This is a genomic window from Escherichia sp. E2586 (genome assembly GCF_005781105.1).
In the GTDB taxonomy this organism is placed as follows: domain Bacteria; phylum Pseudomonadota; class Gammaproteobacteria; order Enterobacterales; family Enterobacteriaceae; genus Escherichia.
Genome location: NZ_VATN01000018.1, coordinates 113,390 through 133,520 on the forward strand (window position 1 = coordinate 113,390; position 20,131 = coordinate 133,520).

The 20,131-nt window shown below is 50.1% G+C and carries 14 protein-coding genes; 7 read left to right on the forward strand and 7 right to left on the reverse strand.

Annotated elements, in window-relative coordinates:
* The first annotated feature begins 17 nt into the window (after positions 1 to 17).
* From hmsP to FEK50_RS17195, 3 genes are all read left to right on the forward strand, one after another.
* Positions 18 to 2,006 (forward strand): biofilm formation regulator HmsP, encoded by a 1,989-nt coding sequence (gene hmsP, locus FEK50_RS17185; RefSeq protein ID WP_130210114.1) that lies wholly within the window; start codon positions 18 to 20, stop codon positions 2,004 to 2,006.
* 182 nt (positions 2,007 to 2,188) lie between these two features.
* Positions 2,189 to 3,475, forward strand: a complete 1,287-nt coding sequence (dctA, locus tag FEK50_RS17190) for a C4-dicarboxylate transporter DctC (protein WP_130216296.1) — start codon at positions 2,189 to 2,191, stop codon at positions 3,473 to 3,475.
* A gap of 219 nt (positions 3,476 to 3,694) precedes the next feature.
* Positions 3,695 to 5,191 carry a pitrilysin family protein gene (locus FEK50_RS17195; protein ID WP_130210118.1) on the forward strand — a complete coding sequence of 499 codons (1,497 nt, stop codon included), beginning with the start codon at positions 3,695 to 3,697 and terminating at the stop codon, positions 5,189 to 5,191.
* Between the two features lie 124 nt (positions 5,192 to 5,315).
* On the opposite strand, the gene FEK50_RS17200 is transcribed toward FEK50_RS17195, so the two are convergent.
* The 3 genes from FEK50_RS17200 to kdgK all read right to left on the reverse strand — a co-directional run bounded on the left by FEK50_RS17200 (position 5,316) and on the right by kdgK (position 9,616).
* A complete protein-coding gene (locus FEK50_RS17200) occupies positions 5,316 to 7,400 on the reverse strand; it encodes a hypothetical protein (protein WP_130259064.1) in 2,085 nt (694 codons plus the stop codon).
* Positions 7,387 to 8,592, reverse strand: a complete 1,206-nt coding sequence (locus tag FEK50_RS17205; RefSeq protein WP_131161488.1) for a DUF3142 domain-containing protein — start codon at positions 8,590 to 8,592, stop codon at positions 7,387 to 7,389. The genes FEK50_RS17200 and FEK50_RS17205 overlap by 14 nt, the downstream gene beginning before the upstream one ends.
* Positions 8,593 to 8,686: 94 nt before the next feature.
* Positions 8,687 to 9,616, reverse strand: a complete 930-nt coding sequence (kdgK, locus tag FEK50_RS17210) for a 2-dehydro-3-deoxygluconokinase (protein ID WP_130260942.1) — start codon at positions 9,614 to 9,616, stop codon at positions 8,687 to 8,689.
* Between the two features lie 232 nt (positions 9,617 to 9,848).
* Here kdgK and pdeH point away from each other — a divergent pair, with 232 nt between their 5' ends.
* Together pdeH and FEK50_RS17220 are read left to right on the forward strand one after the other, a co-directional pair.
* Positions 9,849 to 10,616: a cyclic-guanylate-specific phosphodiesterase gene (gene pdeH / locus FEK50_RS17215; RefSeq protein ID WP_130210126.1), complete on the forward strand. Its 768-nt coding sequence runs from the start codon at positions 9,849 to 9,851 to the stop codon at positions 10,614 to 10,616.
* 68 nt (positions 10,617 to 10,684) lie between these two features.
* The gene (locus tag FEK50_RS17220; protein WP_131161489.1) at positions 10,685 to 12,745 is read left to right on the forward strand and encodes an AsmA family protein; all 2,061 of its coding nucleotides are present in this window, start codon (positions 10,685 to 10,687) and stop codon (positions 12,743 to 12,745) included.
* A 109-nt stretch (positions 12,746 to 12,854) separates the two neighbouring features.
* Here the strand turns inward: FEK50_RS17220 and FEK50_RS17225 are convergent, their stop codons facing one another.
* The 3 genes from FEK50_RS17225 to FEK50_RS17235 form a co-directional block, all read right to left on the reverse strand.
* Positions 12,855 to 14,177 (reverse strand): MFS transporter, encoded by a 1,323-nt coding sequence (locus FEK50_RS17225; protein ID WP_130210130.1) that lies wholly within the window; start codon positions 14,175 to 14,177, stop codon positions 12,855 to 12,857.
* Between the two features lie 410 nt (positions 14,178 to 14,587).
* Positions 14,588 to 15,601 (reverse strand): inner membrane protein YhjD, encoded by a 1,014-nt coding sequence (gene yhjD / locus FEK50_RS17230; protein ID WP_130210132.1) that lies wholly within the window; start codon positions 15,599 to 15,601, stop codon positions 14,588 to 14,590.
* A gap of 48 nt (positions 15,602 to 15,649) precedes the next feature.
* Positions 15,650 to 16,549: a LysR family transcriptional regulator gene (locus FEK50_RS17235; RefSeq protein WP_205712938.1), complete on the reverse strand. Its 900-nt coding sequence runs from the start codon at positions 16,547 to 16,549 to the stop codon at positions 15,650 to 15,652.
* Positions 16,550 to 17,064: 515 nt separating this feature from the next.
* Here FEK50_RS17235 and FEK50_RS17240 point away from each other — a divergent pair.
* Positions 17,065 to 17,667, forward strand: a complete 603-nt coding sequence (locus tag FEK50_RS17240) for a response regulator transcription factor (RefSeq protein ID WP_064527789.1) — start codon at positions 17,065 to 17,067, stop codon at positions 17,665 to 17,667.
* A gap of 50 nt (positions 17,668 to 17,717) precedes the next feature.
* On the opposite strand, the gene FEK50_RS17245 is transcribed toward FEK50_RS17240, so the two are convergent.
* Positions 17,718 to 19,367, reverse strand: a complete 1,650-nt coding sequence (locus tag FEK50_RS17245; protein ID WP_130210136.1) for an alpha,alpha-trehalase — start codon at positions 19,365 to 19,367, stop codon at positions 17,718 to 17,720.
* Positions 19,368 to 19,867: 500 nt separating this feature from the next.
* Between FEK50_RS17245 and FEK50_RS17250 the strand changes: the two genes are divergently transcribed.
* Positions 19,868 to 20,131 (forward strand): pyridoxal-dependent decarboxylase (locus FEK50_RS17250; protein WP_240783261.1); only part of this gene is annotated, 264 nt, incomplete at its 3' end.

The following is a 20,131-nucleotide window of genomic DNA, read 5'->3' on the forward strand; positions in this document are numbered from 1 at the left end:
TCCGGGGGAGAGATAATTTGCGCGTTAGTCGTTCGTTAACAATCAAGCAGATGGCAATGGTGGCGGCCGTTGTTCTGGTGTTTGTCTTTGTTTTTTGCACCGTTTTGCTGTTCCACCTGGTACAGCAGAATCGCTATAACACGGCTACGCAACTGGAAAGCATTGCTCGTTCTGTCCGCGAACCCTTGTCCTCAGCCATCCTCAAAGGGGATATTCCCCAGGCGGAGGCCATTCTCTCCAGCATCAAACCTGCGGGCGTGGTCAGCCGCGCAGATGTGGTGCTGCCTAACCAGTTCCAGGCGCTGCGTAAAAGTTTTATTCCTGAACGCCCGGTGCCGGTAATGGTTACCCGACTGCTCGAACTACCGGTGCAAATCTCGCTGGGCGTTTACTCGCTGGAGCGCCCGGCAAACCCACAACCGATTGCCTATCTGGTGTTACAGGCGGATTCCTTCCGCATGTATAAGTTCGTGATGAGTACGCTCTCAACGTTAGTGACCATTTACTTACTTTTGTCGCTCATCCTGACAGTGGCGATTAGCTGGTGTATTAACCGACTGATATTACATCCTTTACGCAATATTGCTCGTGAGCTGAACGCCATTCCACCGCAAGAGATTATCGGCCATCAGCTGGCGCTGCCGCGTCTGCATCAGGACGATGAAATAGGTATGCTGGTGCGCAGTTATAACCTTAACCAGCAACTGTTGCAGCGTCATTATGAAGAGCAGATCGAAAACGCGATGCGCTTCCCGGTGTCGGACTTGCCAAACAAAGCCCTGCTGATGGAGATGCTGGAACAGGTGGTGACGCGTAAACAGACTACTGCGCTGATGATTATCACCTGCGAAACCCTGCGCGACACCGCCGGTGTGCTGAAAGAGGCGCAGCGGGAAATCCTGCTACTTACGCTGGTGGAAAAACTCAAGTCGGTGCTGTCGCCGCGCATGGTTCTCGCGCAGGTCAGTGGCTATGACTTCGCTGTTATCGCCAACGGTGTGCAGGAGCCGTGGCACGCTATTACGTTAGGTCAGCAAGTACTCACTATCATGAGCGAGCGCTTGCCTATTGATCGCATTCAACTGCGCCCACACTGTAACATCGGCGTGGCGATGTTCTATGGCGATATCACCGCCGAACAACTTTATGGTCGTGCTATTTCTGCGGCGTTTACCGCGCGTCATAAAGGGAAGAATCAGATTCAGTTCTATGATCCGCAGCAGATGGAAGCTGCTCAACAGCGGCTGACGGAAGAGAGCGATATCCTTAATGCGCTTGAAAATCATCAATTTGCGATTTGGCTACAACCACAAGTTGAGATGACCAGCGGCAAGTTAGTCAGCGCGGAAGTGTTATTGCGTATCCAGCAACCGGATGGGAGTTGGGACCTACCGGATGGGTTAATTGATCGTATTGAGTCTTGTGGACTGATGGTTACCGTCGGTCACTGGGTGCTGGAAGAGTCATGCCGACTGCTTGCCGCCTGGCAGGAGCGCGGCATTATGCTGCCATTATCGGTGAACATCTCAGCGCTGCAACTGATGCATCCGAATATGGTGGCGGATATGCTGGAACTGCTAACGCGCTATCGTGTTCAGCCAGGAACGTTGATTCTGGAAGTGACAGAAAGCCGACGCATTGATGACCCTCACGCGGCGGTGGCAATCCTTCGTCCGCTGCGCAACGCCGGAGTACAGGTGGCGCTGGATGATTTCGGTATGGGCTATTCAGGGTTGCGTCAGTTGCAGCATATGAAATCTCTCCCGGTGGACGTTTTGAAAATCGACAAAATGTTCATTGATGGGTTACCGGAAGATAGCAGCATGATTGCCGCGATTATCATGTTGGCGAAAAGCCTGAATCTGCAAATCATTGCTGAAGGCGTAGAGACAGAAGCACAACGTGACTGGTTGGCAAAGGCTGGCGTTGGTATTGCCCAGGGCTTCCTCTTTGCACGTCCACTTCCCATTGAAATCTTCGAAGAAAGTTACCTGGAAGAAAAATAGCTACCCCAAACTGATTACAAAACTTTAAAAAGTGCTGGTTTGTGCGAGCCAGCTCAAACTTTTTAACATTTTTGTTTCAATTATGATCCAGGTACATTTCTGTGATGTTGTCTGGGTGTTATTTTAAGGCCGCAGGTACCCCATAACCTTACAAGACCTGTGGTTTTACTAAAGGACACCCTATGAAAACCTCTCTGTTTAAAAGCCTTTACTTTCAGGTCCTGACAGCGATAGCCATTGGTATTCTCCTTGGCCATTTCTACCCTGAAATAGGCGAGCAAATGAAACCGCTTGGCGACGGCTTCGTTAAGCTCATTAAGATGATCATCGCTCCCGTCATCTTTTGTACCGTCGTCACTGGCATTGCGGGCATGGAAAGCATGAAGGCGGTCGGTCGTACCGGCGCAGTCGCACTGCTTTACTTTGAGATAGTCAGTACCATCGCGCTGATTATTGGTCTTATTATCGTTAACGTTGTACAGCCAGGTGCTGGAATGAACGTCGATCCGGCGAGTCTGGATGCGAAAGCGGTAGCCGTTTACGCCGCGCAGGCGAAAGACCAGGGCATTGTCGCCTTCATTATGGATGTCATCCCGGCGAGCGTCATTGGCGCGTTTGCCAGCGGTAACATCCTGCAGGTGCTGCTGTTTGCCGTACTGTTTGGTTTTGCGCTGCACCGTCTGGGCAGCAAAGGCCAGCTGATTTTTAACGTTATCGAAAGTTTCTCGCAGGTCATCTTCGGCATCATCAATATGATCATGCGCCTGGCACCGATTGGGGCGTTTGGGGCGATGGCATTTACCATCGGTAAATACGGCGTCGGAACACTGGTGCAGCTGGGGCAGCTGATTATCTGCTTCTACATCACCTGTATCCTGTTTGTGGTGCTGGTACTGGGTTCAATCGCTAAAGCGACCGGTTTCAGTATCTTCAAATTTATCCGCTACATTCGTGAAGAACTGCTGATTGTGTTGGGAACATCGTCTTCCGAATCGGCGCTGCCACGTATGCTCGACAAGATGGAAAAACTCGGCTGCCGGAAATCGGTGGTGGGGTTGGTCATCCCGACAGGCTACTCGTTTAACCTTGATGGCACATCGATATACCTGACGATGGCGGCGGTATTTATCGCCCAGGCTACCAACAGTCAGATGGATATCGTCCACCAAATCACGCTATTAATCGTGTTGCTGCTTTCTTCTAAAGGGGCGGCAGGGGTTACGGGCAGTGGCTTTATCGTGCTGGCGGCGACACTTTCAGCCGTAGGCCATTTACCGGTGGCGGGGCTAGCGCTGATCCTCGGTATCGATCGCTTCATGTCGGAAGCTCGTGCGCTGACTAACCTGGTCGGTAACGGTGTAGCAACCATCGTGGTCGCTAAGTGGGTTAAAGAACTGGACCACAAAAAACTGGACGATGTGCTGAATAATCGTGCGCCAGAAGGCAAAACGCACGAATTATCCTCTTAATCTCACCTCTTATGCCCGCACTCCCTTCCCCGAGTGCGGGTGTTTGCGCATAATTGCCCCCTGTGCCTGAACTTACCACCTGGGTGAGTTCAGGTTTATTTCACTTCTTCCGTGACATTTCCATGTTCTTGCGGTCTAACACGAAGTGTTTTTAACGTTATTCAGACTGACCGATAACGGGCAGTCTTTTATTACCAGGATAGTTGATCAGGGGTTCACATGCAGGGCACAAAAATTCGACTTTTAGCGGGCGGTTTGCTGGTGATGGCCACTGCTGGCTATGTGCAGGCAGATGCGCTCCAGCCTGATCCAGCATGGCAACAGGGGACGCTCTCCAACGGTTTACAGTGGCAAGTGTTGACCACGCCCCAGCGTCCCAGCGATCGTGTTGAAATTCGCCTGCTGGTTAATACTGGTTCGCTCGCCGAAAGTACCCAACAGAGCGGTTATAGTCATGCCATTCCCCGCATCGCGCTGACGCAAAGCGGTGGCCTTGAAGCGGCACAGGCACGTTCATTGTGGCAACAGGGGATCGACCCTAAGCGCCCGATGCCACCGGTGATCGTTTCTTACGACACCACGCTGTTTAATCTTAGTCTGCCAAATAACCGCAACGACTTGCTGAAAGAGGCGCTCTCTTATCTGGCAAATGCCAGTGGCAAACTGACCATCACACCAGAAACCATCAACCACGCGCTGCAAAGTCAGGACATGGTGGCAACCTGGCCTGCCGACACCAAAGAAGGCTGGTGGCGTTATCGCCTGAAGGGATCGACTTTATTAGGTCACGATCCTGCCGATCCGCTGAAACAACCCGTTGAAGCGGAAAAGATTAAAGATTTCTACCAGAAATGGTACACCCCGGATGCAATGACGCTGCTGGTGGTGGGGAACGTTGATGCGCGCTCGGTTGTAGACCAAATCAACAAAACGTTTGGCGAACTGAAAGGCAAACGTGAAACACCGGCTCCGGTGCCGACGCTTTCTCCTCTGCGTGCGGAAGCGGTGAGTATTATGACCGATGCGGTACGTCAGGACCGGTTATCCATCATGTGGGATACGCCGTGGCAGCCGATTCGTGAATCAGCCGCACTGCTGCGCTACTGGCGTGCGGACCTGGCCCGTGAGGCGCTGTTCTGGCACGTTCAGCAAGCATTAAGCGCCAGTAACAGTAAAGACATTGGTCTTGGATTTGACTGTCGTGTGCTGTATCTGCGTGCGCAGTGTGCCATCAACATCGAGTCACCAAACGACAAGCTGAACAGCAACCTTAATCTGGTGGCGCGTGAGCTGGCGAAAGTTCGTGATAAAGGTCTGCCGGAAGAAGAGTTCAACGCTCTGGTTGCGCAAAAGAAACTGGAGTTGCAGAAATTGTTTGCTGCTTATGCGCGAGCTGATACCGATATTCTGATGGGCCAGCGGATGCGTTCGTTGCAAAATCAGGTTGTCGATATCGCGCCGGAGCAATATCAGAAACTGCGTCAGGATTTCCTCAACAGCCTGACGGTAGAAATGTTAAATCAGGATTTGCGTCAGCAACTGTCGAACGACATGGCGTTAATTCTGTTGCAGCCGAAAGGTGAGCCGGAATTTAACATGAAAGAGTTGCAGGCCGCATGGGATCAAATCATGGCCCCATCGACTGCGGCTGTGACTACATCCGTAGCCACGGATGACGTCCATCCTGAAGTTTCGGATATTCCACCCGCGCAGTAATAAATAACCCGGCAGCGTTTCTTCTGCGCTGCCGGGATTAACGGTAATGAATAACGTAGTCTGAATGATATGCGTCAGCAGTTTTCGCCAGTCCGTAAGGAGGGCCTTTCTCATCCCTGTAAGGTTATTTCTTCAGATCCTTCTTAAACACTGGTTCTGGACAATCACGACCAAAATGTGCAGCCCAGTCAAAAGCTTTACCGTTTTTCACATAGCGTTGATAAATTAATGCACCGGTTTCTGGATCAAGGTATCTGACCCAACTTGCAGCATGGCATAACACGGCGGCCCATGTCTGGGTTTTGGGGTGAAGTAAATCGGCAGATTGTCCAGCCCATTCCGCAGCTTGCCAGCGGTAATGCAAAAAGTGATTATTTTTGTCAGGTACTGCATTAGCAAAACGACGGTTTTCTTTCTCACTTATCCAGCCGCTATCATTAGTGTAGGAATAAGGTGTGGAATATGCTCCGCTGGTAATAGCATAGTCGGGATACATTTCATAGGCGACGAGTTCGATGCCATTATATCGTAATAATCTTGCCGCCTCGTATTGCGCCTGCGCGCGCTCCTGATTATTGATATTATTATTTTGGCTTTTTTCCATTAAATCTGCCAGTTGCTGCGCCATTTTACGGTAATTTGGAATATCAAAGTAGCTGACGGCTTGCTGATATTGACCATTGCGAATAAACCTTCTGGCCAGTAATGCACGTAATTTTACGTCAGTTGGAATGAGCGTTGGGGGAACGAAGTAACCGCTATATTCTCTGTCATAATCATTTTCAGATGACTGCAAATTAAAGGGTTTTAGCTGTTGGCTGGGCGGAGGTACATTTTTATCAACAAACGTTTTTAACTCCTGTAACGTTAATACACTTTCCCCCACATCAGCTAAATCTGCCCAATAAGTATCTTTGCCTTTATAAAACAGCGTCATTGCTTGCAAGTAATCATCGCGCTTCAACGCCAGAATTGCTTGCTCGCCAGCAATACGACATGATGGCATAATGATCTCATTACCGTGGTAGTAATCACTTTCTGTCATCGGGTTGCCCCACGTTTCATTTTCCGGGAAGAATTTTGCCGCACTGGCATAATAGCGGGTCGCTAAAGGAATATTACCTTCACGCAGCGCCATTTTTGCGTTTAACCATTCGCGGAGGCCGCTTTCTGGCGCATCCTCTAATAAGACTTTCGTTAACGAGTAATCACCATTACGATAAGCTAATGCGGCCAGTCGATCGCTATAAGAAAATCCTTTTATCCGATGGTTCACCAACAAGTTGATCAATTTTTCACGTTGTGTTGTGCAGAAATATTCACTGTTTTCGGTAATGCACCCATCCTGGCTATACCCTCTGTCGTGACGAATAAAAAGCTCTGCGATGACCAGTTTCTGAACTATGGGATCATCAATAATATTTTCTAAAAGGGCGAAATTTTTTTCATTTGTCAGATACAGTGCAATTCTACGTAATGAGATTTTACCTACGGGGGAACCTTGTGCAGCCTGTTGCGCATAATATGTGATGGCTCCATTCATATCTGCTTTATTCAGCCGGTAAAAACCTAACTGCCCCAAGCTGGCGAGAGAGAGTTGTTCGGGGTCTGGCTCACCATTGCGAACTTCTTCTATAATTTGTTGATAAAGTTTAATCCCCTTTATGGATTCCTCACTATGATACGCGCCAGTATTATAAGCTAACTCGTCATTTTCACCTGAATCGAATATTTTACGGGCCTGGGTATACATTGCCTTCAGCCGCCATTCACCTTGTTCGCTTTTGGGTAAGGCTAATAATTTATCGAACCAGGGGCTGTCATAGATGAAGTGATAAAAGTCTATGGCTCCCAGATAATAGAGTCGTTCTGCTGTAGGTAGTTTTGTCTTCAGTTTCTCTGCTATCTCTTGTAGACGTTTTTCGCGAGTGTAATGCTGATAATCGGTATCCTTTTGCGTTTCTCTGTACTGATAATAGTCCTCTAAATCGTTTGGTTCGATCTCTGGCTGCCATAAAGGTAAACGTGGATCGCGTTCGACTAAATGTCGAGCTTCATATATGAAACTGCCATTAGGCATTTCTGTTAATGTGTGTTGTCGATCATGCAAAAGTGAGTTCGGCGCATAAGGCCCGCAAGCATAAGCGTTCTCGCAAATGAGCGTGAATAACACAACGCTGGCAATCCGCGATATCTCATGGCGTAACATTAAACTCTCCTTGTAGTTTTTGATTGCAGCGCGCCCATCCCAGCGGACTGCTTTCTCCGGCGCGCAGTTGCCTGGCGCTTCCTCTCACAAAATTCAGGCTGGATGGCCCGGGTTGCACCTGATAGTGGCTGGCTCCATCAGCGAATAGACAATCTGCATTGGGCAGAATTATTTTTTTTGGCAACGGCGCATCAATTTCGCCGCTGTTTTTAATAGCCAGATCAAAAAGCTGTTCGTCTGCATGTTGAGCAATAATTAACGACCAGCGTGGGGTCAGCGGTTGATGCTGAATCACGGCTTCCAGCGTCGTCAGTGACCAGGCGCGGCGATCGCCTGCTAGCGGTAGCCGAAACCATACCAACCCCTGTAATCCATGCGGTGGTTGCTGTTCTAAATATTGAATGAAATCGGCAATGGTTTGCGGTGACACACTTAATTCACGCATCTCTTCGGCAACGTATAACGGAGCTTCACTCTCGACGCGATTATCACTGGTGAGCGCAGAACCGTAAGCGGGCAATGCGACGAAAAAAGGATGCGAGGTTTGTCTGGCATATTGCTTTACCCAACGCTGCGCCAGACTGGCATCTAACAGGCCTTTTTCGGGCGATAGCACGTTATGTACCTGCAAAACCGAAGTGTCCGCAATGCGCAATAATCGGGCGAGATGTGGTGATTCAAGCCAGGTCGGCAGGGCGGTAACGCTAAGTTTTATATTTGCAGGAAGCGTCTGATGTAACGCACTAAGAAGTGTCAGATATTCCGGCAATTTTGCTGTTGGCGCGTCATAATCAATTTCCACACCTGCCAGCGTAACCCCTGCCTTTTGCCACTCACGTAGGGTCTGTTGAATATGCTGGATAACTTGCTGGTTATTAAACCGTGTAAGCTGGCCATCGAGTCGCGCGACCAGCCAGACCGGGCGCCCATCTTGCTTAATAAGTGAAGTATTAACCGTAAAGTGTCGGATGCCTTCTTGCGGGTGAAATTGCATCCCAAGTATGCGTAGCGTAGAGAAAAGTGGGCGGCTTCGTTTTAGTGCCTCGTTATGTTCTGCTGTCCAGACGCGTTGCCAGATATAGACTTGCTGATCAAAGCGAAGCGGTTGTGAAGGGGTAAATAAAATATGCAGCCCGTAGCCCAGGCCGATCAGAAGAAGTGAAGCTGCAAAAATCCTTTTGCAAGATGGCATATTGTTACGGCATTACGATTATCAACAGGCTGATAGTGTACCGCTGTAACTATTAACGGAGAACGAATATCTATCCGTTCTCCGTCAAAAACCATTATTCCGGCATTGCTTCACGCGGGATAATCGCGCCGCGATACTGAATAACGGTACTTGCAGTCAAATGCCCACGTTTCGCGGCATCTTCCGCACTACCGCCTGTCAGACGTACCGCCAGATAACCGGCGCTGAAAGAGTCGCCAGCTGCGGTGGTATCGATCACTTTTTCTTTCGGCAGTTTCACCGCCGGAACATCCACTAACCCTTCACCTGCAATGGACACCAGGCAAGAATCAGCCCCGCGTTTCACCACCACTTCTTTCACGCCTGCTTTATGGGTGCGCGCAATGACGTCTTCCACCGGTTGTTGACCCCACAGCGCGTCTTCATCGTCCAGCGTCAGGAAGGCGATATCCGTGCATTCCAGCATTTGCTGATACACCTGCTGCGTCTCTTCTTTGCTGGCCCACAGGCGCGGACGGTAGTTATTGTCGAAAATCACTTTTCCGCCATTGGCGCGGCATTCGCGCAGCAGGGAAAGCAGTTTTTCGCGGCTGGTTGGGCTTAAAATCGCCAGGCTAATCCCGCTAAGGTAGAGATAATCGAATTTCGCCAGCTCTGCGCAAATCGCCGCTGACTGCTCGCTTTCCAGCCAGAATTTGGCCGCGGCTTCGTTACGCCAGTAGTAGAACGTACGTTCGCCAGTGTCATCGGTTTCAATGTAGTAAAGGCCCGGCAGGCGGTTTTCCATCCGTTGGGTCAGGGAAGTATCAACGTTCTCGCCGTGCCAGGCGTCCAACATCTGCTGACTAAAACTGTCCGTTCCCAGCGCCGTCACGTAATGAACGGTTAATGCCGCAGGATCGACCTGACGGGCGATATAGACGGAGGTGTTCAGGGTATCGCCGCCGAAACCGCGCTTAACGTCTGCGCCTTTCTCGGAAAGCTCAATCATGCATTCGCCAATCACGGCAATCTTTTTGGACATAGTCGTGAACCTGATCTGTAAAAAAATTAGCGTTAGTTTGCGCTGTGGTGGTTTGTTGGTCAACTATATTAAAACACTGTTCCATTATTTTTTTGAGCCAGAACGTATTCCTGGACGATTTCGCCGCAGGACGGGCAAATTTAGCCGCTTCGGGCGGTAAAGTTCTGGCGTTGCGCGCCGATAACATTTGTCGAGTCCGGGCAGCATCACTTTTAAACACAGGACATCTTCGATGATAAGGCAGGTTATTCAGCGAATAAGCCATCCTGAAGCAAGTATCGAAAGCTTGCAGGAACGACGCTTTTGGTTGCAGTGTGAACGTGCTTACACCTGGCAACCGATTTACCAGACATCCGGTCGGTTGATGGCCGTAGAGCTATTAACGGTCGTTACTCATCCCGAGGATCCTTCGCAACGACTGCCGCCGGATCGTTATTTTGCTGAAATCACCATCAGACATCGTATGGATGTGGTGAAAGAACAGATTGATTTGCTGGCGCAAAAAGCCGTGTTCTTTGTTGAGCATGGCCTGCTGGCATCGGTTAATATCGATGGTCCGACACTTCTCGCCCTACGTCAGCAGCCGGAAATTTTGCGTCAGATTGACCGCCTTCCCTGGCTGCGTTTTGAACTGGTAGAACATATCCGCCTGCCAAAAGATTCAACCTTTGCCTCGATGTGCGAATTTGGTCCGCTATGGCTTGATGATTTTGGCACTGGGATGGCAAATTTCTCCGCGCTCAGTGAAGTCCGTTATGACTACATTAAAATCGCTCGCGAACTGTTTGTGATGCTGCGCCAGTCGCCGGAAGGCCGCACGCTCTTTTCGCAGCTTTTACATCTAATGAATCGCTATTGTCGCGGGGTGATCGTCGAGGGCGTGGAAACGCCGGAAGAGTGGCGCGATGTACAGAACTCGCCCGCATTCGCCGCACAAGGCTGGTTTCTTTCGCGTCCGGCACCGATAGAAACGCTGGATACGGTGGCTCTGGTGGTGTAGCCGCCTCATTTTCCGCCTGGCTGGACTATCTTTAGGACTGGCCCAGGAAGAATATGAGGAAGCGAACTATGAGCAAGGCAGGCAAAATAACCGCCGCGATTTCAGGTGCTTTCTTGTTGTTGCTCGTCGTGGCGATCATTTTGATTGCGACTTTTGACTGGAATCGACTCAAACCGACCATCAACCAGAAAGTCTCTGCGGAGCTGAATCGCCCGTTCGCTATTCGTGGCGATCTGAGCGTGGTATGGGAGCGGCAAAAACAGGAAACCGGCTGGCGCAGCTGGGTGCCGTGGCCCCATGTACACGCGGAAGACATCATTCTCGGCAACCCGCCAGACATTCCCGAAGTCACAATGGTGCATCTGCCACGGGTAGAAGCAACGCTGGCCCCTCTGGCGCTGCTGACCAAAACGGTCTGGCTACCGTGGATCAAACTGGAAAAGCCCGACGCACGCCTGATTCGCCTCTCAGAAAAGAATAACAACTGGACGTTTAATCTCGCCAGCGATGACAACAAAGACGCGAATGCAAAGCCGTCGGCGTGGTCGTTTCGGCTGGATAATATTCTGTTCGATCAAGGGCGGATCGCCATTGATGACAAAGTAAGCAAAGCGGATCTGGAAATTTTTGTCGATCCATTAGGCAAGCCGTTACCGTTCAGTGAAGTCAGCGGATCGAAAGGTAAGAACGAGAAAGAAAAGGTGGGCGATTATGTTTTTGGCCTGAAGGCGCAGGGACGTTATAACGGCGAACCGCTCACAGGCACGGGAAAAATTGGCGGCATGCTGGCGCTGCGTGGCGAAGGGACGCCGTTTCCGGTACAGGCTGATTTCCGCTCTGGTAACACCCGTGTTGCTTTTGATGGCGTAGTGAATGACCCAATGAAAATGGGCGGCGTCGATTTACGGCTTAAATTTTCCGGCGATTCGCTGGGCGATCTCTATGAACTGACGGGCGTTCTGCTGCCTGATACCCCACCGTTTGAAACCGATGGTCGGCTGGTAGCGAAAATCGACACGGAAAAATCGTCGGTCTTTGATTATCGTGGCTTTAACGGGCGTATTGGCGATAGCGATATTCACGGTTCTCTGGTCTACACCACCGGTAAGCCACGGCCAAAACTGGAAGGTGACGTCGAGTCGCGCCAATTGCGGCTGGCAGATTTAGGGCCGTTAATTGGCGTTGATTCCGGTAAAGGAGCGGAAAAGTCGAAACGGTCTGAACAGAAGAAGGGCGAAAAAAGCGTTCAGCCTGCGGGCAAAGTGCTGCCGTATGACCGCTTCGAAACCGATAAATGGGACGTCATGGATGCCGATGTTCGATTCAAAGGCCGTCGTATTGAGCATGGCAGCAGCCTGCCGATTAGCGATCTTTCTACCCATATCATCCTCAAAAACGCTGACCTACGCCTGCAACCGCTGAAATTTGGCATGGCGGGCGGCAGCATTGCGGCGAATATTCATCTGGAAGGCGATAAAAAGCCGATGCAAGGGCGGGCAGATATTCAGGCTCGTCGACTGAAACTGAAAGAACTGATGCCGGATGTGGAATTGATGCAGAAGACGCTGGGGGAAATGAACGGTGATGCGGAACTACGCGGTAGCGGTAACTCAGTGGCGGCGCTTTTGGGGAACAGTAACGGTAACCTGAAACTGTTGATGAATGACGGGCTGGTGAGCCGCAACCTGATGGAGATTGTCGGGCTGAACGTCGGTAACTACATTGTCGGTGCGATCTTCGGTGATGATGAGGTGCGGGTGAACTGCGCGGCAGCAAATCTGAATATTGCCAATGGCGTGGCGCGTCCGCAGATTTTTGCTTTTGATACTGAGAACGCGTTGATTAATGTTACCGGCACGGCAAGTTTTGCGTCGGAACAGCTGGATTTGACTATTGATCCGGAGAGTAAAGGGATTCGGATTATCACACTGCGTTCGCCGCTGTATGTGCGTGGGACGTTTAAAAATCCGCAGGCTGGGGTGAAAGCCGGGCCGCTGATTGCCCGAGGTGCCGTTGCGGCGGCACTGGCAACGCTGGTGACGCCAGCTGCGGCCTTGCTGGCGCTGATCTCGCCTTCCGAAGGGGAGGCTAATCAGTGCCGGACAATTTTGTCGCAGATGAAGAAGTGATGGAAATTGCCGGATATCTGGCATCCGGCAATTAAACAGATTTAGATTGTTGGCAAAGTGCGCTTTGTTCATGCCCGATAAGCGTAGCGCATCAGGCTTTTCACTCTTATTACAACGACTGATGTCGCGTCTCATGCGTCAGCAGCAGGGCGATTAACGTCAAGCCAGCCATTGCCGCCAGATATAACCCCACCGCACCTAACCCGTAGTTAGTTTGCAACCAGGCCGCGATATATGGCGCAACGGAAGCCCCGAGAATCGACGCTACGTTGTAAGAGAATGATGCTCCGGTGTAACGCACTTCTGTCGGGAACAGCTCTGGTAACAGCGCGCCCATCGGCCCGAAGGTCAGCCCCATCAGGCTTAACCCCAGCAGCAGGAAAGCAAAAACCAGAATAGGATTGCCAGAACCGAGCAGTGGATTAAAGGCGAACAGCGCGAACAGGATGATTAGCGTCGTGATGATCACCATGCTTTTACGCCGCCCAAAGGCATCGGCCAGCAATCCGGCTACTGGTACCATCACGCCAAAACCAATAACTGCCATCATCAGCATCCACAGCACTTCATTGCGCGGCAGGCCAAGCCCAATTGGCGCGGCGGCGGTACTGAAGGTCATTGAGTAGACGGTCATGATATAAAACAACGTGTAGGTTGCCAGCATGATAAAGGTGCCGAGTACCGTGACGCGCACGTGTTTGGTCAGCAGTGTACCCAGCGGGATCTTCACCTGCTTTTTCGCTTTAGCGACTTTTTCAAACACCGGCGACTCATGCAGCGACACGCGAACATACAGGCCGATAATGACCAGCACCGCCGAGAAGATAAACGGCACGCGCCAGCCCCAGCTCATAAACTGCTCATCGGTCAGCAGCCAGGAAAGCAGCAGAAAAGTGCCGTTAGCAAAGAAGAAGCCAATCGGTGCGCCCAGCTGTGGGAAGGAGCCGTACAGCGCACGTTTACGCGGTGGTGCGTTCTCGGTTGCCAACAGCGCTGCGCCACCCCATTCACCGCCTAATCCCAGACCTTGACCAAATCGAGCCAGTGCCAGCAGCAGCGGGGCGAAAATACCAATCGTGGCGTAGCCCGGCAGCAGACCAATCACCACTGTTGAAATCCCCATCGTTAGCAACGAGGCGACCAGCGTCGCTTTACGCCCAACGCGATCGCCAAAATGACCAAATACGGCAGAACCGATTGGGCGTGCGACGAAAGCGATGGCGAAGGTGGCGAGCGATTGTAGCGTCGCTGCCGCCGGATCGCCCTGCGGGAAGAAGATATGCGGGAACACAATAACGGCCGCAGTGGCGTAAATGTAGAAGTCGAAGAACTCAATGGCCGTGCCAATGAGGGAGGCGACAAGGACTTTATTACGTGAGTTTATCGGCTTGTATTCTTGCTCGTTGTCGAGTGTTGTGGCTGTTGCTTGCATAATCTTTTCTTATTTTTTGGCGAACGAATAGCCATATTACGCACAGCAAAAGTGATATTTCAATGTGTAACAAATCGCGGAAAAGGTTAAAAACCAGGCAAAAAGCGGATAATGTTTAGACTAGTGATTTTTCTTCTATGAAATGCTTCACACAATTTCATAAATGGTGGATAAAACTGGTTTCAGGTTAAATAAAAGTTACCAACTGGATTTATATGCTGGGTTTATGAGTTGATGTGAAATTGTTGGCTCCCAAAGAGATGGCTGAAGAGGTCCAGGGGAAGAGTTTCAGGTGGTTATGTGCGCATTATAGCCGGATGCGATGCTGGTGCATCTTATCCGGCCTACGGGGAGCCAGGTTGAATAAATTCGTAGGCCGAATAAGGCGTTTATGCCGCATCCGACCTATTTTAATGCTGCGTTTTCCCCGGCATTCGCGGGTCGTCTTTGTATTCGGCGGTGGCAATCCACGCCGCGCAAAACAACGTCAGACGGGCAAAGAAGTAAAAAAACGCCATCAGCCCCAGCACGGAACCAAATGCCGCGCCAGACGGGGATTTCATCAACGACGGCAGGGTATACGTCATCACGATTTTAATGACTTCAAAACCAATAGCCGCGATGAATGTTCCACGAATCAGCGCCTTTTTACGCGGGCGATGACGCGGAAGACGCCAGAAGATCCAGAAGAAAAGCAGATAGTTAGCGAAGATAGAAATCGCCATGCCAATCAACCGCCACGTCGGTTTCAGCCACTCAATACTGTTAAGGTGCAGGGCGCTAATAATCATTTGCTGCGCCGAACCGGCAACCGAGGTTATTGAAAGCGTGACAATCAGCGCAATCAATAAACCAATTAGCGAAATAAAATCACGCAGATACTTAACCCAAAACTTCTCCTGATCTTGCGGTGAACGTTCCCAAACATCACGCGATTGAGCGCGAATTGCTTCACGCAAATTTCCCATCCAGTTGATCCCGGAATAAAGCGCCACCGCCAGGCCGACAAGCCCTACGGTCGTTCGCTGCTGAACGGCGGTGTTGATGGTATTTTTCAATGTGGCCGCCAGCGTCGGATCGCTGATGTTTTGCAGAATTTTGTCGAAGATATCCTGCAGCAGCATCGGGTGGGAGGCCAGCACAAAGCCCCCTGCGGCAAACGACACCATCAAAATCGGGATCATCGATAAAAACGAGAAATAAGTGATTGCCGCGCCAAACTGGTTACCCAGCCGATCATTGAAGCGTTCTGTCGCGCGTATCAGGTGCGCGATGATTGGTTGACGTTGGACTTTCCCGGCAGTGGTGGTAACGGTTTCCAACGCCTGACTGACTTTGCTGCCTTTATCGCTATTATCCAGATGTTTAATTTGCTCGTGCTCCAGATCCTGGGTGGGACGTTTGATCTCGTTTTCCTGCGTCATCCGCTCTTTAGTCCTTCTGTCGTTGTCTGTCTTAAAAAGTATAGTCGGTCAGTCCAGGTGCTCTTTTATTACGCCAGCCAGCCACTGCATAAACAGATTTACACGGCGGGAAAGCTCCCGACGCTGGGGATAAACCAGAGAAATGGATAGCGGCTCGGCGCGGTAGTTGGGCAACACTTCAATAAGCCGCCCGGCACGTAGGGCTTCGCGTACGGCGACGCGGGGGATTTGAATGATACCCAGACCCGCCAGGCCGGCGGCGAGATAGGTTTCGCTACTGTTTACCGTCAACATGCCGCCGGACTTAAACCACTGGACGCCATTACTAGTGGCAACCTCAAAACCTAATGGATGCGCGCCCAAATGCGGGGTGTAATGCACCACTGCGTGCGAAGTCAGATCGTCCACACTTTGCGGATAACCAAAACGCGTCAGATAGTGCGGGCTGGCACAGTTGACCATTGTCAGTCTGCCGAGGGGGCGGGTAATAATACCCTCGTCGGGCAACGAGCCCGTGCGCATCACGCAATCATAGCCATCACGAAGAATATCAATCGCCCGGTCACTGCTACTTAATTCCAGTTCAATCCCTGGGTACTGATGAAGAAATTCTGGCAGGCGCGGCAGCAACAGGTTTTTCGCAATTCCGAGCGGGATATCGACGCGTAATTTGCCGCTGATGCTGGTGGTATCCTGCTGAAACAGGCCGTCCAGTTCGTTGAGATTACTCAACACATCTTTCGCTCGTTGGTAATAGGTCATGCCGTCGGGGGTAAGTTTGACCCGCCGCGTAGTGCGATGCAGCAACTGGGTGCCAAGCTGATGTTCCAGTGCCTGTATCTGGCGCGAAACACTTCCCTTTGGCAAAGCAAAGAAATCCGCTGCACGGGAAAAACTTTCCAGCTCTGCGACCTTAATGAACAACTGCATTGCGTGAATTTTATCCATTTCTTTGACCGATTGTTGTTCACAGCGAAACAGTAACGCGCATAGCGCATTATTTATTGTTTTTTCTAGCATCTAATGCAAGGTTTCACAATGTAGTAATGATTAATACCGGTATTTTTTAGAAGGAAATGGCTGATAAGCTTCACTGGAAAGGAAAAATAACGCTTGAAGGACTGTCTTTTCAGCAATTTCCTGCAAAATAGTAAATGCAGTATTGGCTTTTCGTGCGCAATTTAATCATTTTGCGGTCAGGTATTTAGCCAGCTCTCGCGAAAATCACAGTTTATTTGAATGCTTGTCAGACGAAGATATAAGGATTTCCTCAAAAATGTTTTAAATAATGCCCTCGACATGTAATTTCAGGCTGTCAGCTGTAACTATTTATATCGGTAACTATTTTCCACATTGCATATCTGTAGAATGGCCACCGCCAAATGGCGAATTCTTATTTTGCCTCTCGGGTAATACCCTTCCCCTACTTAAGAGTTTTAACGTATCCAGGTGGAGATTCAGTAATGCATATAATCATGTTTGACAGGCAGTCAATATTTATTCACGGAATGAAAATCAGCTTACAGCAGCGTATTCCAGGAGTGAGTATTCAGGGCGTCGATCAGGCAGATGAACTGTGGCAAAAACTGGAAAGCTCCCCTGAAGCCTTGGTCATGCTTGATGGCGATCAGGATGGTGAGTTTTGCTACTGGTTACTGCAAAAAACCGTAGTGCAATTTCCTGATGTTAAAGTGTTGATAACGGCGACAGATTGCAGCAAACGATGGTTACAGGAAGTTATCCATTTTAACGTGATGGCAATTGTACCGCGTGATTCAGCCGTCGAGACGTTTGCATTGGCGGTAAATAGCGCGGCAATGGGAATGATGTTTCTGCCCGGAGACTGGCGAACGACACCGGAAAAAGACACAAAAGACCTCAAATCGCTAAGCGCCCGCCAACGGGAAATTTTAACTATGCTGGCGGCAGGTGAATCAAATAAAGAGATCGGCAGGGCGTTAAATATCAGTACCGGAACGGTTAAAGCGCATCTGGAATCGCTTTATCGCCGTCTGGAAGTGAAAAACCGCACTCAGGCGGCGATGATGTTAAATATCGCCTCCTGAAGAGGATAGTTTTATAGCCAGCAGGTTGTTAGTGGCTGGCTGTTAAAATATTACGGTTCGCCGTACAAACCTATCAGGCGCCGTACCACACCGTTGGTCCAGCCAAATCCATCCTGCAACGGATATTCGCCCCCGCCGCCCTCACGGGGAATGCCATCGGCAATATGGTATTTCTCGATCAGTTTGTGATGTTCCAGGTAAAACTGGTTCACTGTCTTCAGCCAGCTACGCGCGATTTCATCACCCAGATAGTCATCGCCGTACATTTTAAATCCCTGAATCGCCATCCACTGCAATGGCGCCCAGCCGTTGGGTTTATCCCACTGTTCTCCGGTTTCGTACTCGCTCGCCAGAATCCCACCCGGCGTTAGTAAACGGCTACGTACGGCGTTTGCCAGGCGGTCTGCCTGTTCGTGATTCGCCATGCCCACGTATAACGGCACAATAGCGGCAGCGGAAAAGAGGGCTAACTGCTCGCGCCGCCAGTCGTAATCGCGGTAGATGCCGTTTTCATCATCCCAGAGATAACGGTTAACTGCATCGCGGCGGGCGCTGGCTTTCTGGCGGAACAGCGTTTCTGTCTCTTTCTCACCTTTCAGCGCCGAGATGTTGGCAATGGCGCTCTCCAGTTTAAACAGGAAAGCATTAAGGTCGATGGGGATGAATTGGGTAGTGCGAATGCTTGCCAGACGGCCCGCGTCACGTAGCCAGCGTGATGAGTAATCCCAGCCAGAAGCGGCACCTGCGCGTAAATCGCGATACACCTCGTTAGGCGGGCGACCGGAGTGTTTCGCGGTTTCCACATCTTCCAGCCAGGATTCATCGCGCGGCGTGTCGCGGTCATCCCAATAACGGTTGAGCAGGGCGCCGTCCGGCATCCGCACCACATGGCGATAGGCCTGATTCGGAATCAGTGATTCTGCGCCGTCCATCCAGAAGGCATATTCCATTTTTAGATGATCAAGGTAGCGGCGTGCACCGCGCACACCATCTTCTTCAAATAGCTCCACCATCAACGCAAAAACCGGTGGCTGCGAGCGGCTCAAATAATAGGTGCGGTTGCCGTTGGGGATGTGGCCATAGTTTTCTATCATCCAGGCGAAGTTGTCGGCCATGCATTTCAGTAAATCCTCACGCCCGCTCTCTGCCAGCCCCAGCATGGTGAAATAGGAATCCCAGTAGTAGGTTTCGCTAAAACGGCCCCCCGGGACAATGTACGATTGCGGTAGCGCCAGCAGGGAAGACCAGGGAATATGATCCTGGGGTTCGCGGGTTAACACCGGCCATAGTTGGTCGATATGCTCTTTCAGTGAGTTTTGCGGGTCCGATACATACTCGCTGGAGTAGACTTCCGGCTGCCAGAAGTGCTTTTCAACAAACTGGCGTAAGTCGAAATCGCGATGACGGCGCACTTTACGATAGCGGATTAAGATATCCAGCGGGTCCATTTTGGGGGCGCAGTCAGGGAAGGTTTTGCTGTCAGGGAAAATTTTCGCCGACTGGACATGCTCGAACAGTTCGAGATAACGATCGGCAGGGGTCAGCGCATCAGAGGCGGGTAGCCCCTCAATCATCTCGGGTTCTGGCTCTGCCTCCATCATCTCATCCAGTTTTAATTCATACGGATCCAGCTCATAGCAGAGATCGACTTCGATCATCCGTTCATCTGGATTAAGGTTTTGAATTTTCTGATTGAGCATAAGGATCCGACCTCCGAAATTCGTCTCTAATTATCGGGCTTTCCTTTAAGAGTAGTCATTCGCTACGGTCGATGGGGGATGAAGTGTGCGGAAGATCACGTTTATTAATGTGTCAAAAAATATAACCCATTAATATACAAAGAAAATGAGTGATAAACGTTTTTTTGCAAAATTTCATTTTCGGAACATTCACGCTACTCCATGATAAAAGCAGGTGTATCGCTGTTATTACAAATAAGAGTAGCGGTAATCTGTGTAAGAATGCAGAAGGAAGTAAACTCTTTTTGGTTATTAAAATAAATAACAGGAATTCCTTAAATATATATTTAAAATTAATCTGGTGTTTTCTGGTGTAAATATTATTGGTGTTAGTTTGTTATATAGATAAATCAATTTCATGCTTAGGATTTTGTTATTTAAATTATACCTGTAACCCCTTGCGTCCATTCCAGATAAATCCTACTTTTTTATTGCCTTCAAATAAATTTAAGGAGTTCGAAATGGACCAGAAGCTGTTAACGGATTTCCGCTCAGAACTACTCGACTCGCGTTTTGGCGCGAAGGCAATTTCTACTATCGCGGAATCAAAACGTTTTCCGCTGCATGAAATGCGTGATGATGTCGCATTTCAAATTATCAATGATGAATTATTTCTCGACGGTAACGCTCGTCAGAATCTGGCAACTTTTTGCCAGACCTGGGACGACGAAAATGTCCATAAATTGATGGACCTGTCGATCAATAAAAACTGGATCGACAAAGAA